This window comes from Labrys neptuniae (assembly GCF_040797145.1).
In the GTDB taxonomy this organism is placed as follows: domain Bacteria; phylum Pseudomonadota; class Alphaproteobacteria; order Rhizobiales; family Labraceae; genus Labrys; species Labrys neptuniae.
Window position 1 is genome coordinate 760,049 of the sequence record NZ_JBFNQD010000002.1, and the last position, 13,597, is coordinate 773,645.

Here is a 13,597-nt window from a genome sequence, read left to right on the forward strand (position 1 = left end):
GATCACACCGTCCTGTCGAATTCCGTCAGCGCCCGACTGGCCAGCCGGTAGAGCTGCGCCGGGCGCTTGCGTTCGGCGGTGGCGCTCGCCTTGGCATCGATCTCCTCGAGAATCTGCATTTCCATCAGCTTGCGGCGGAAGGCGCTGTCGTTGAGCGGCGTGCCCATGGCCCTCTCATAGACGGCCTTGAGCTCGGGCAGGGTGAATTGCTCGCCGAGCAGGAAGGCCGGCAGGGTGGAATAACTCGCTTTCGAGCGCAGCCGCACCAGGGCGGCGGCGATCAGCCTACCATGGTCGAAGGGCAGAGGCGGGCAATGGTCGGGATCGATGCGCTCGAAACGGGGAGCGCCGGCTGCCTCGGCGGCGGCAAGGCGCTCGTCCGGCACCAAAGCCAGATAGACGATGGCGATCGACCAGCCGCGCGGGTCGCGATCCGGGCCGCCAAAGCTGCGCACCTGTTCGAGATAGAGGCCATCGAGCCTGGCCTTGCTGGCCAGGATGCGCCGCGCCGACGCCTCGATGTCGGCATCCTCCTCCGGCCTGACATAGCCGCCGATCAGGGCGAGTTCACCGGCATGGGGATCGTATTCGCGCCGTTGCAGGCAGAGCCGCAGGCCGTCTTCGTTCAAGGTGACGAGAACGATGTCGACCGTGGCGATCGGGCGCTGTTCAGGCCCGGCATAGGAAACGACAGGCATTTCGACATCCATAAACAGGGGCAACGGTGGAACCCAGGGCGCTCCCTGCCCGCGGTGCCAATTCCGTCAAATCGTCCTAGCACAGCCGGAAGCGGCAGCGAGATCAAGGCGCAAAATGCAATTTGTGATTTTATTGGCTGGCGCAGACGCCTTCCCGTCGCCGCCTGTTCGCTTGGGAACTGACCGATGGTGCGATCCGTGGTGAAACGGCATCCGATCCGGAGCAGAGGAAGACATGCGCTCGTTTCTGTCGTCTGCCTTGCTGGCCACCCTCGTCGCCGGCTGCGCGGCGCCGCAATCCACGGTCATCGTCAAGCCCTTCACCGGCCATGTGCCGAGGATACCCGGCAACTACGAAGCGGCGGCCCGATTGCCCGAACCTCCGCGGCCGGAGCCGGCACCACCTTCTTCCTCGAGTAGTTCCTTCGATCAGACAGGGAACTCGGTTGACGAAAATTATTGTGCCGGGGTCGTCACGCCCACGCATAGTTCCTATCGCTGGTGCAACAAGCACGGCTACCCGACCAAGGATAGGCGGTAGGGACGTCTGCCTCCCTCATTCCCGGTCGAAGCTGGTGCGCTCCGACCACCTGCATGTGCTGTTCGACACAGGGTCGATGTGAGCATGGCATAAATATACAAAATACAATTTGCACTTTGTAATTTAATAAATTAAAACGAGTTCAATCGATCTCGACAACGCAGGAGCCAGCCATGGCCACCATTCGCCGCTATCCCTTCTTCAGCCACGCCCGCGTCGAGGCCTCCTCCTTCCTCGGCGTCTACCGTCGCGGCCGCCTCGCCCGGTCGGGCCGGGGCCAGGCCGTGTGGTTCTCGCCCCAGGGCAGCACCTCGCTGGTCGAGGTACCGGCCGACGACCGCAACCACATCGTCGCCGTCACCGGTCGCACCGCCGATTTCCAGGCGGTGAGCGTGCAGGGGCTGGCAAGCTGGCGCGCCCAGGAGCCTGCATTGCTGGCCGAGCGCATCGACTTCTCCGTCGACCTGCGCACCGGCGCCTATCGCGCCGATCCCTTGAGCCAGGTCGAGAACCTGATCGACGGTCTGGTGAAGACGGCGGTCGAGCGTTTCCTTTCCAGCCGCAGCATCGGTGCTGTGCTGGCCGAAGGCGTCGGCACATTGCTGGCCGAGGTGGAGCGGGATCTTGCCGCTACCGCCGCGCTGTCGGCGATCGGCATTGCCCTCACCGGTATTCATTTGTCCGATCTCACGCCGGCACCGGAACTGGTGAGGGCCCTGCGCCAGCCGACGGCGGAAAAGCTGCAGCAGGCCGCCGACGAGGCGACCTTTGCCCGCCGCGCCGCCGCTGTCGAGAAGGAGGCCGCGATCGCCGAGAACGAGACCAAGGCCAAGATCCGGCTGGAGGAAGAGCGTGGGCGCTTGTTTGAGCGCGAGCGCGAAAACGAGCTCGCCCAGGCACGCACGGCTGTCGACAAGAACATGGTGGCGGCCGAGGGCGAGGCGACGGCTCGCGAGCTGACGGCGCGCAGCCAGGCGGTGACACGCGGCGTCGCCTCGGAGGCCGAAGCCGAAGCGATCCGCCGGCTCGACGAGGCCAAGCTCGTCGGCGAGCGTGTCCGAGCCGAGATCGCCAACACCCTGCCGGTGCTGATCCCGGTGGCCGAAGCCCTCAAGGAAGCCTTCGCCAATGCCAGGATCGGCACGCTCAATCTCGGCCCCGACGTGCTGGCCCAGCTCGGTACCGTGCTCGGCGCGGCCCTGGCCAAGGGCGAGGAGCAGGCAGGATGAGTGGCATTTTTGCCTTCTCCCCTTGTGGGAGAAGGTGCCCCGAAGGGGCGGATGAGGGGGGAGGCGCTTAGCCGACAAGGTCACGTTTCTCCCCCTCATCCCCCGCCGGGACCTCTAGTCAACTCAAGAGAGTTGACGACACCCGCAAGGGGAGAAGGAAACTATCCCTCGAACCCCGGAGCCCGCCATGTCCCTTCTCGCCCCCCGTGTCATCCTGGTCCGGCGCGAGACCGATCTCGACCGCATCCGGGCAAGCTACACCAGCGCTGCCGCTGCACGCTTCGTACTGGAGCGCAAGGGCCTGACGCTGGAAGCGGTGGAGGACACGCATCGGCGCTTTACCGAGGCTCTGCATCGCATCAGGGCCGCCATCCCGGCCGACTGGCGCCAGGCCACCATCCTGCGGGCCGATGTCGAACGTTTCGTCTTCGGTCCGGAGGATGTCGTGCTGGCGATCGGCCAGGATGGGCTGGTCGCCAATGTCGCCAAATATCTCGATGGTCAGGTCGTCATCGGCATCGATCCCTTTCCGGGGCAGAACGCTGGCATCCTGGTGCGGTTCGGGGTGAGCGATACCGGCGACGCGTTGCAGGAGGCCGTGAAGGGCAGTATCCGCGTCGAGGAGCGCGTGATGGCGGAAGCGCGTCTCGACCAGGGCGAGCGATTGCTCGCCCTCAACGAGATCTTCGTGGGCCATGCCAGCCACCAGTCGGCGCGCTACACATTGTCCTGCGGCGGGCAAAGCGAACGCCAGTCCTCTTCCGGCCTGATCGTCGCCACCGGGACCGGCGCCACCGGCTGGGCGGCCTCGATCCTCAACGCCACCCATGCCAGCCTGGACCTCTCGCCGGTGCAGCCGCGCCTCGGCTTCCTGGTGCGCGAGGCCTGGCCGAGCCCCGCCACCGGCACCGAGCTGGTACGGGGGCTGGTGGAGGAGGCACCTGTCGTCGTGACCTCCGAAATGGATGGCGGCACCATCTTCGCCGATGGCATCGAAAGCGACCATCTCGCCTTCGACTGGGGCCGCCGTGTCGAGATCGCGCCCTCGGCGAGGCGGCTGAGGCTGGCGGTGCCGTGAGCCTTGGGGCCGGTCCTTGGGGCAAGACGTCGCGGGGGTTACGCCGGATCGCGCGCCATGGTATCGGCTTGCTCATCTCATTCGGTGTCATCAACCATTCATCAGGTTGGTCTTGATGCGTCTCCTCCCCGAAACACCGACATCCCGGGAGGACAGTTCTTAGGAGTGTACCGTGCGCTTTGCTTCCGTGACCGATCGTTTGGCCGATTTGGGTGCGGCGAAATGGGCCGTGCATTTCGAAGCGCGCCGCCGTGTCGCGGCTGGCGAGCCGATCATCGAGCTCACCATCGGCGAGCCTGACACGCCGGCGCCGCAGGCCCTGATCGATACCGCCATCGCCAGCCTGCAGGCACGCCGCATCCGCTATTCGGGCGGGCGCGGCGAGCCATCCGTGCTGCAGGCCATCGCTGCCAAATATTCCAAGCGCACCGGCCGCACCATCACCACCGACAACACCGCCTATATGCCAGGCACCCAGACCGCCCTCTATGCGGCGCTCGCCGCCCTGGCCGAAGCCGGCAACGAGGTCCTGGTGGGCGATCCGCTCTATGCTACCTATGAAGGCGTGATCCGTGCCAGCGGTGCCGATATCGTGCTGGTGCCGCTCGACCCGGCCAATGGCTTCCATCTGCGCGCCGAGGACCTGGAAGCCCGCATCACGCCGCGTTCGCGCGTCCTGCTGCTCAACTCCCCGCACAATCCGACCGGTGCCACCCTGTCGCGCGAGGAAATCGCTGCCATCGTCGATGTCTGCCGGCGGCACGATCTGTGGATCGTCTCCGACGAAGTCTATGAGATGCTGTCCTATGGCGCCCCCTTCGCCTCGCCTTTCGACTTGGCCGAGGGGGCCGAGCGTACCGTGGTGGTATCCTCGCTCTCCAAGTCGCATATGCTGCCGGGCATGCGCGCCGGCTGGTGCGTCGGGCCGGTGGAGTTCATCGAACGCCTGCTGCCGCTGTCGGAAATGATGCTGTTCGGCGGCCAGCCCTTCATCCAGGACATGGCGGCCTATGCGCTCAGCGAGACCTTCGCCGAATGCGCCGAGAGCGCCGAGAGCTTCCGCGTGCGGGCCGAGATCCTGCCGGAAATGCTCGCCAATGCGCCGGGCCTGCGTTGCCCGAAGCCGGAAGGCGGCATGTTCGCCATGGTCGACGTCTCCGGCACCGGCATTGACGGCGAGGCCTTTGCCTGGCGCCTGCTCGAAGAGGAGAAGGTCGCCGTCATGCCCGGCGCCTCCTTCGGCCAGCAGGCAGCGGGCCATGTGCGCGTCGCCCTCAGTTCCGATGCCTCGCAGTTGCGCGAAGCCGCCAGCCGCATGGTCAGCCTGGCGATCCGGCTGAGCCAGGGCAAGGCCGCCTGAGGCAAGATTTTCCTTCTCCCCTTGCGGGAGAAGGTGCCCCGAAGGGACGGATGAGGGGTCTTGCAACGCCAGCCGTATATGGCGTGCCACCCCTCATCCCCCTGCCGGGACCTTCTCCCGCAAGGGGAGAAGGGAGACGTGTCCTGCAAGATAATAACCGCATCCACGGGGGAACCATGGCCGACCATCCTCATCTCGGCACGCTCATTCCGCAATTGCTGGTCGAACGCGGCATCGATACGGTGTTCGGCATTCCCGGCGTGCACACGGTCGAGCTTTATCGCGGCATTCCGGGCTCGGGCCTCACCCATATCACGCCGCGCCACGAGCAGGGCGCCGGCTTCATGGCGGACGGCTATGCCAGGGCGACCGGCAAGCCTGCCGCTTGCTTCATCGTCACCGGCCCCGGGCTTCTCAACATTGCCACCGCCATGGGGCAGGCTTTGGCCGACAGCGTGCCCATGCTGGTGATCACCACGCTCAATCCGCGCCAGACCCTCGGCCGCGGCGAGGGGCATCTCCACGAATTGCGCGGCCAGTCCGTGGTCGGCCGCGAGGTGTCCGCCCTCGCCTTGACGATCTGGACCGCAGGCCAGCTCATTCCCGCCTTCGACGAAGCCTTCGCCTTCATGGCCTCCGCGCGTCCTGGCCCGGTGCTGATCGAAATCCCGATCGACCTGTTGTCCGAGCCCTTCCCGGGGCCCGTGACCGCTATGCGCAAGCCGGCCGGCCCGCCGGTACCACGCGCCGACGATGTCGAAGCGGCTGCAGCCTTGATCGCCAGGGCGAAGAAGCCGCTGGTGATCGCCGGCGGCGGTGCGGTTGCCGGGGCCGATGCCGTTCGTGAACTGATCGAGAAGCTGGGCGCCGCCACCCTGCTCACTGCCAATGCCAAGGGCATCCTGCCGGCTGGGCATAAGCTGCTGGCCGGCGGCTGCATGCTTACCCCTGCGTTGCACCGCGCGATCGGCGAGGCCGATCTCGTGCTGGCCCTCGGTACCGAGTTGGGCGAAACCGAGTTCTGGTATGAGCTCGATGGGCTGAAGCTCAACGGTGCGGTGATCCGCGTCGACATCGATCCGCGCCAGCTGCATCGCAATGCCCGCCCAACCCTGCCGGTGGTGGGCGATGCCGGGCGCTTTGCCGCCGCCCTGGCGCCGCTCGTGAAGACGATCGAGGGGGGGGCCGCCTATGCCCGGCAGTTGCAGGCCGCGCGTCTCGAGGGGGCCGATCCACGCTATGTCCGGCATCGCCCGCTGCTCGACGCGATCTGGCAGGTACTGCCCGAGGCCGTCGTCGCGGCCGATTCCACCGCGGCCAGCTATGGCGGCAACTTCATGGCCGAACCGCCGGCGGCCCGACGCTGGATGAGTGCGGCCACCGGCTTCGGCACGCTCGGTTATGCCTTGCCGGCGGCCATCGGTGCCAAGGTCGGCCGTCCCAAGGTGCCCGTGGTCTGCATCATCGGCGATGGCGGCTTCCAGTTTACCTTGCCCGAACTCGCCAGCGCGGCCGACGCCGGCGCCCCGATCATCGTGCTGCTCTGGAACGACCAGCGCTATGGCGAGATCGAGGAATACATGGTCCGCAACCAGATCGCCCCGCTCGGCGTGCGCCTGCAGGCGACCGATTTCAGTGCCGCCGCCAAGGCCTTTGGCGCCAGGCATGTCGCCGCCCGCTCCCTCGGCGAGGTCAAGGAAGCCCTGCTCGCGGCCGCGGGTGCGCCGGTGACCACCATCGTCGAGATGGATGCGTCGCAATACGCTTGATCCATGTCGCGATCGGCATGATCGGCGCCATGAAAAGACTAGAAAGGGCGCCGATCGAATTTCCGTTGTACCGAGGGGAAACGCCGATGCAGTTCGCATTGACCGAAGAGCAGGACATGCTGGTCGAAACGGTGCGCCGTTTCGTCGAGGAGGAGCTCTATCCGCATGAGGCGCTGGTCGAGCGCACCGACGAAGTGCCTGACGACCTCGCCGCCGAAATCAAGAAGAAGGCGATGGAGCTCGGGCTCTATGCCGCCAACATGCCGGTGGAACTGGGGGGCGGCGGCCTCGATGCCGTCGGCATCGCCTTGCTGGAGCGCGAGCTCGGCCGGGCCAATTACGGCCTGCAGATGGTGGTGGCCCGCCCCTCCAACATCCTCCAGGGCTGCCAGGGCGCCCAGCGCGAGCGCTGGTTGCTGCCGGCGATCCGCGGCGAGCGCGTCGACTGTTTGGCGATGACCGAGCCGGGTGCCGGTTCCGACGTGCGCTCGATGAAGACCAAGGCAGTCCGCCGACATGACGCTAAATTGGGCGACAGCTATGTCATCAACGGCCAGAAGCACTTCATCAGCCATGCCGACAAGGCCGATTTCATCATCCTGTTCGCCGTTACCGGCACCGAGGAAACCAAGCGCGGCCCGCGCAACCAGATCTCCGGCTTCCTGGTCGACAAGGACACGCCCGGCCTGACTGTGCGCCCCGGCCCGCATGCGCTGTCGCATCGCGGCTACCACAATTGCGAGCTCTATTTCGACGATTGCGTCATCCCGGCCGACCAGCTTCTCGGCGAGGAAGGCAAGGGCTTCGACCTGATGAGCGAATGGCTCGGTGCCACCCGCCTCACCGTGGCGGCCACCTCGGTCGGCCGGGCGCGCCGGGTGATGGACGAGACCTTGGCCTGGGCCGGCCAGCGCAAGCAGTTCGGCCAGTCGATCTCCCAGTTCCAGGGCGTCTCCTTCCCGCTCGCCGATCTCGCGGTCGAGCTGGAGGCCGCCGACCTCCTGACGCTCCGGGCCGCCTGGCTGCTCGACCAGGGCAAGGCCACCGATGCCGATTTCGCCATGGCCAAGCTGGCGGCGTCCGAGATGCTGGGCAAGCTGACCGACAGGGCGATCCAGACCTTCGGCGGCATGGGCCTGATGGACACCCTGCCAATCGCCGGCTGGTGGAAGGACGCCAGGGTCGAGCGCATCTGGGACGGCACCAGCGAGATCCAGCGCCTTATCATCGCGCGGCAGATGCTGCGCCCGCACGAGGGGCGTTGAGGCGATGTCCCGTAACGATTGAGGCGCCACCTTTGTGATGCCCGGGTTCGACCCGGGCATCCAGAGGCCCCGTCGCCGAGATCCGGAGGGAGGAACTGGATTGCCGGGTCAAGCCCGGCAATGACAGAGGTCGAACCATCTCGATTCGTTTCGTGACGGATGAGCCCAGAATGGCGACGCTTGGCGGGAGCATCATGATCGTGCAGGAAGGAACACCTCTCCCGCATGCAGCAGCCAGTTCCCGGAAGATTGCCATGACCGACATACCGACCGCCGCCGCCTATCTCGCCGATCTCACCCGGCGCATCGGGGCTCTGTTCTGGGCCAATGCCGAGGCCATCGCAGCAGCGGCTGTAGCCGTCGAGCGCACGGCCCGGCAGGACGGCCTGGTCTATGTCTTCGGCACCGGCCACAGCCACATTCTGGCCGAGGAGGCGCATTATCGCGCCGGCGGCCTGGCCCTGACCGTGCCGATCCTGTCGGCGGTGACCATGCTGCATGACGGCTCGGTGGCCAGCACGGCTTTCGAGCGCATCCCGGGCATGGTGGCGCCCGTGCTGGCGCGCTATCCGATCGGGGCCAAGGACATGCTGATCATCGCCTCCAACAGCGGCGTCAATGCCGCCATCATCGAGGCGGCGGAGATCGGCAGGGCGGCCGGTGCCACCATCGTCGCCATCACCTCGCTCGCTTATTCGAGCCAGGCAGCACAGGGCCGGCCCCGGCTTGCCGATCTGGCCGATGTCGTGCTCGACAATGGCGCACCGCCCGGCGATGCCGTGATGGCGCTGCCGGACAGCGAATTGCGCACGGGCCCGGTCTCGACCTCGATCGGTGCGGCCCTGCTCAACGCGGTCTTCGCGGAAGCGGCGGCGCGCCTGCAGGCCGAGGGCGGCAATGCCCCGATCTATCGCAGCGCCAACATGCCGGGCGCCAAGGAGATCAATGCCGGGCTGGTTGCGCGGTATCGGCCGCGCAACCCGCATCTTTGAGATCGTCGTCGATGATGGCGGTCCATGACAGAATTTTTACACGAAGCGGTATCAATCTACATGAGCAGATTGACGCCGGTCCCGTGCTCGTCAACCTTGTAGCAACGCCTCCTCCCTAGGGTGCGAGGTTTCCCGCCTGCTTTGTCTCCATAGGTCCCACCGCATGTCCGTCGTCGATGGCCTCCGCCGCCTGCTCAAACCCCGCCACATTGCCGTCGCGGGGGGGCGATTGGCCTCCGTGATCATCCGTGAATGCGACCGCATCGGCTATGCCGGTCCGATCTGGCCCATTCATCCCGACAAGACCGAAATCGCGGGACACAAGGCCTACAGGACCGTCGCCGATCTGCCGGAGGCGCCCGATGCCGTTTTCGTGGCGACGCCGCGCGAACCCACGGTCGACATCGTCGCGGCCCTGGCCGAGCGGGGCGCCGGTGCGGCCGTCTGCTATGCCGCCGGTTTCGCCGAGGTCGGCGAGGAGGGGGCGGCGCTGCAGAAGAAGCTCGTCGAGCTCGCCAAGGGCATGCCGATCGTCGGCCCCAATTGCTACGGCGTGCTCAACCTGCTCGACGGCTGCGTGCTCTGGCCCGATACCCATGGCGCCGAGCGGGTGGAGAAGGGCGTCGCCATCATCACCCAGTCCGGCAACATCGCCCTCAACATGACGATGCAGCGGCGTGCGCTGCCCATCGCCTATGTCATTGCCGTCGGCAACAAGGCGATCGGCGACCATGGTGACTATATCGAGGCGCTGCTGGCGGACGAGCGCGTTACGGCCATCGGCCTGCATGTGGAATCGATCGACGATGTCGCTTTGTTTTCTCAGGCAGCGATCAAGGCACTCGAAAAGGGCGTGCCCCTGGTCGTGCTGAAGACCGGGCGCTCGGAGATCGGCTCAGAGATCGCCATGAGCCATACTTCCTCGCTCGCCGGCGCCGATGCGCTCTACAACGCCCTGTTCGCCCGCTACGGCGTGGCGCGTGTTGTCGACGTCCCGGCCTTCGTCGAGACGCTCAAGCTCATGCACCTGTTCGGCGGTCTGCCGGGCAAGCGCATCTCTTCGATGAGCTGTTCGGGCGGCGAGGCGGCGCTGATCGCCGACCTCGCGGCCGATCGCGACCTCGAGTTCGCGCCGATCCCGCCGGAAAACGCCGCTCGCCTGCAGGAGTTGCTCACCGACAAGGTGCATGTCTCCAACCCGCTCGACTACCACACCTATATCTGGGGCAACGAGCCGGCCAACGAGGCTGTCTTCACCGAGATGCTGAACTCGGGCTTCGACCTCAACCTCCTGGTGCTGGATCAGCCGCGCACCGATCGCGGCCTGGTGCCGGATGGCGGCTTTGCCGCCGCTCGCGCTGCGATCACCCGTGCTGCCGCAGCCTCGGGCGCCCGCGCCGCCGTGGTGTCCTCGCTGCCGGAGAACATGCAGGAGGACGATGCCAAGGCACTGCTTGCCGACGGTGTGCTGCCGATGCAGGGCATGGGCGATGCGCTGACCGCCATCACCCATGGCGTCGACTTCACAATGGCGCGTGCCGGCTGGGAGAAGCTCGTCCCGTTGCGCAAGGTCGCGCGCATCGATGTCGGCAAGGCACGCCTGCTCAGCGAATATGAATCCAAGCATCTGCTCGGCCGCCACGGCCTCGAGCTGCCGCCGAGCCGTATCGCCGGCACGGTCGAGGCCCCGTCCACAGCGGCTGCCCTCGGCTTTCCGGTGGCGATCAAGATCCACAGCGACAAGATTGCCCATAAATCGGATGTCGGCGGCGTCAAGCTCGGCCTGCGTTCGCGGGCCGACGTGACCGACGCCGTCGCCTCGATGTCGCATCTGGGCGACCGCTTCCTGGTCGAGCGCATGGTGGAAGGCGCCGTCGCCGAACTCATCGTCGGGGTGGTGCGCGATCCCCAGTTCGGCCCGACGCTCACCGTCGGCGCCGGCGGCGTGCTGGTCGAGATGCTCAAGGACGCGGCCGTGATGCTGCTGCCGGTCACCGCCGAGGAGATCCGCGAAAAGCTGATGAGCCTGCGCGTCGCACGCCTGCTCGAAGGCTTCCGCGGCAAGCCGCGCGGCGACATCCGTGGCACCATCAAGGCCATCCTGGCGATCGCCGATTTTGCCGAACGCCATGCCGACCGGTTGGTCGAACTCGACGTCAATCCGCTCTTTGTGTTGCCCGAGGGGCGCGGAGCCATCGCTGCCGATGCACTCGTTCGCATGCTGGATTGAGACCAAGGGCGCCAGAACAGCCTTCACCCTCCCCTGGAGGGGGAGGGTCGACACGCAGTGTCGGGGTGGAGTGACGACGTCAGCAGGCGAAGTCGTTTTGGCCATTTCCGCCGGTGCCTCCTCACCCCACCCCGGCCTTTCAGGCCGACCCTCCCTACGCAACTCAAGAGAGTTGCGGACATCCAGGGGAGGGTGAAAGTTGCGCATGCCGATCGTTGCGCTAGCATTTTCAGGAGATTGCCATGTCTGAATCCGTCAAGCTCGAACGCCGCGGCGCGGTGCTGGAGGTCACGCTGGATCGTCCGAAGGCGAATGCCATCAACCTCGCCACCTCCAAGGCGCTGCATGCCGCCTTCCGCACCCTGCAGGACGATCCGGAGCTGCGCGTCGCCATCCTCACGGGGGGCGGCGAGCGCATCTTCTCGGCCGGTTGGGACCTGAAGGCGGCCGCCTCCGGTGCCGAAGAGCCGGACACCGATTTCGGACCGGGCGGCTTTGCCGGCCTGACCGCCTTCTGGGAGCTGACAAAGCCGGTGATCGCGGCGGTCAACGGCGTCGCCATCGCCGGGGGCTGCGAGCTGGCGCTGGCCGCCGATCTCATGGTGGTGGCCGATCACGCCGAATTCGCCCTCTCCGAGGTGACGGTTGGCCTCGTCGCCGATGCCGGCGGCATCCAGCGCCTGCCGCGCCGTATTCCGCTCGCCATCGCCAGCGAATTGCTGCTCACCGGCCGCCGTTTCACGGCGCAGGAGGCCCATGGCTGGGGCCTTGCCAACCGCGTCGTGCCGATGGCCGACCTGATGGCCACGGCGCGGGAACTGGCTGATACCATCGCGGCCAACGCGCCGCTGTCCATCGCCGCAGTCAAGGCTATCCTCGCCGCCACCGAAGGCATGGGCGTGCGCGAGGCCTATGAGCATGTCTATGCCGGCAAGGTGCCCGAGCACCGCGCCATGCAGCTTTCCGAGGATTCGCGCGAAGGCGCCAAGGCCTTCGTCGAAAAGCGCGCTCCGGTCTGGAAGGGCCGGTGATCGGGGGGCTGGTCTCCAGACCAGCCTGGCACTATCGGTTTGCAATGTTGCGTTTGCTCAGGAGGAGAGACCGGCAGGGAAAGGCCGGCCTCCCGGAATGTCATTCTGACTTCACGCTTGACACATACCAACCATTTGGTATGTGTATCGCATGTCAAGACCCACCAAGCAATCGCCCGAACGCGGCCATGCCCGAAACCGCCTGCTGGAGGCGGCGCGGGACGTCATCCGCGCCAAGGGCTTCGCGGCCACCTCCGTCGACGACATCTGCCGCGCGGCCGATGTCACCAAGGGGGCGTTCTTCCATCATTTCGGCAGCAAGGAAGCGCTGGGCGTCGCCGCCGCCGAATATTGGGAGGAGACGACCACCGGCTTCTTCCAGGTGGCGCCCTATCACGCCCCGGCCGATCCCCTGGAACGCGTTCTGGCCTATGTCGCCTTTCGCAAGGCGATCATCGTGGGCGAATTGCCCGAGTTCACCTGCCTGGTCGGCACCATGGTGCAGGAAGTCTATGCGACCGCCCCTGACATCCGCGATGCCTGCGGGCACAGCATCTTCGGCCATGCCGCCACGCTGGAGGCTGATATCGAGGCGGCACGACGCGAGCGCGGCATGGCTGGCGACTGGACGGCCGCAAGCCTGGCGCGGCACACCCAGGCCGTCATCCAGGGCGGCTTCGTGCTGGCCAAGGCCGGCAACGATCCTGGACTGGCGCGGGAAAGCCTCGATCATCTCGACCGATATATCCGGCATTTGTTTCATCTCAGCGGGGAGCGCACGCAATGAGCGGGACCATGACGATCGGCTGCAACTGCGGACGGACACGCCTGGAGGTCAGGGGTGCGCCGATCCTGGTATCCGAATGCCTGTGCAATTCTTGCCGGGCCGCAGCGGGGCGGCTGGCGAAGCTGCCCGGCGCCAGGCCCATGCTGACCTGCCACGAGGCCACGCCCAGCGCCGAATATCGCAAGGATCGCATTGCCATCCTTTCCGGAGCCGAACATCTGAGCGAATTCCGGCTTTCCGACAAGGCAGGGTCACGCCGCGTGGTCGCCACCTGCTGCAACACACCCGTCTTCCTGGAAATGAAGGGCGCGCATTGGCTCAGCCTCTATCTGCATCTATGGCCCGAGCAGGCGCGGCCGAAAGTGGAGATGCGCACCATGGTCGGCGACCTCAACGACGCCTCCGGCCTTCCCGATGACATTCCCAATCTGAAGACCCATACGATCTCATTCTACGCCAAGCTGCTGGGGGCATGGATCGCCATGGGCTTCCGCGTTCCCAAGCTGAACATCGCGACGAAGGTCGAGGCCTGAGGGAGATTCCGGCAACTGTAGTTGAGCGAGTGTCATGCCTTGAAGGGGGTCTGATCTCGCACGATGGCATTGAGAGTGACGAGG

General features: G+C 66.3%; 12 protein-coding genes. 11 read left to right on the top strand and 1 reads right to left on the bottom strand.

Going from position 1 to position 13,597, the window contains the following annotated elements:
- Nucleotides 1-2: 2 nt before the first annotated feature.
- Nucleotides 3-698, bottom strand: coding sequence for an NUDIX hydrolase (locus tag ABXS05_RS10755; protein WP_367623877.1), 696 nt, complete (start codon nucleotides 696-698; stop codon nucleotides 3-5).
- A gap of 235 nt (nucleotides 699-933) precedes the next feature.
- On the opposite strand from ABXS05_RS10755, the gene ABXS05_RS10760 reads away from it, so the two are divergent.
- From ABXS05_RS10760 to ABXS05_RS10810, 11 genes are all read left to right on the top strand, one after another.
- Entirely contained in the window at nucleotides 934-1,239 is a 306-nt protein-coding gene (locus ABXS05_RS10760) for a hypothetical protein (RefSeq protein WP_311937929.1), read from the top strand.
- A 173-nt stretch (nucleotides 1,240-1,412) separates the two neighbouring features.
- A complete protein-coding gene (locus ABXS05_RS10765) occupies nucleotides 1,413-2,468 on the top strand; it encodes an SPFH domain-containing protein (protein ID WP_367623878.1) in 1,056 nt (351 codons plus the stop codon).
- A gap of 187 nt (nucleotides 2,469-2,655) precedes the next feature.
- The gene (locus ABXS05_RS10770) at nucleotides 2,656-3,546 is read left to right on the top strand and encodes an NAD(+)/NADH kinase (RefSeq protein ID WP_367623879.1); all 891 of its coding nucleotides are present in this window, start codon (nucleotides 2,656-2,658) and stop codon (nucleotides 3,544-3,546) included.
- A 172-nt stretch (nucleotides 3,547-3,718) separates the two neighbouring features.
- Nucleotides 3,719-4,906, top strand: coding sequence for a pyridoxal phosphate-dependent aminotransferase (locus ABXS05_RS10775; protein WP_367623880.1), 1,188 nt, complete (start codon nucleotides 3,719-3,721; stop codon nucleotides 4,904-4,906).
- 176 nt (nucleotides 4,907-5,082) lie between these two features.
- Entirely contained in the window at nucleotides 5,083-6,675 is a 1,593-nt protein-coding gene (locus ABXS05_RS10780) for a 5-guanidino-2-oxopentanoate decarboxylase (RefSeq protein WP_367623881.1), read from the top strand.
- 86 nt (nucleotides 6,676-6,761) lie between these two features.
- Complete coding sequence (locus ABXS05_RS10785; protein ID WP_367623882.1) at nucleotides 6,762-7,940, top strand: acyl-CoA dehydrogenase family protein; 1,179 nt, start codon at nucleotides 6,762-6,764, stop codon at nucleotides 7,938-7,940.
- A gap of 254 nt (nucleotides 7,941-8,194) precedes the next feature.
- Nucleotides 8,195-8,932 (top strand): SIS domain-containing protein, encoded by a 738-nt coding sequence (locus ABXS05_RS10790; RefSeq protein ID WP_367623883.1) that lies wholly within the window; start codon nucleotides 8,195-8,197, stop codon nucleotides 8,930-8,932.
- A gap of 163 nt (nucleotides 8,933-9,095) precedes the next feature.
- Complete coding sequence (locus ABXS05_RS10795; RefSeq protein WP_311937945.1) at nucleotides 9,096-11,162, top strand: acetate--CoA ligase family protein; 2,067 nt, start codon at nucleotides 9,096-9,098, stop codon at nucleotides 11,160-11,162.
- A 242-nt stretch (nucleotides 11,163-11,404) separates the two neighbouring features.
- Nucleotides 11,405-12,193 carry an enoyl-CoA hydratase-related protein gene (locus tag ABXS05_RS10800; protein WP_367623884.1) on the top strand — a complete coding sequence of 263 codons (789 nt, stop codon included), beginning with the start codon at nucleotides 11,405-11,407 and terminating at the stop codon, nucleotides 12,191-12,193.
- Between the two features lie 151 nt (nucleotides 12,194-12,344).
- The gene (locus ABXS05_RS10805; protein ID WP_367623885.1) at nucleotides 12,345-12,980 is read left to right on the top strand and encodes a TetR/AcrR family transcriptional regulator; all 636 of its coding nucleotides are present in this window, start codon (nucleotides 12,345-12,347) and stop codon (nucleotides 12,978-12,980) included.
- Nucleotides 12,977-13,513 carry a GFA family protein gene (locus tag ABXS05_RS10810; RefSeq protein WP_367623886.1) on the top strand — a complete coding sequence of 179 codons (537 nt, stop codon included), beginning with the start codon at nucleotides 12,977-12,979 and terminating at the stop codon, nucleotides 13,511-13,513. The genes ABXS05_RS10805 and ABXS05_RS10810 overlap by 4 nt, the downstream gene beginning before the upstream one ends.
- Nucleotides 13,514-13,597 lie beyond the last annotated feature (84 nt).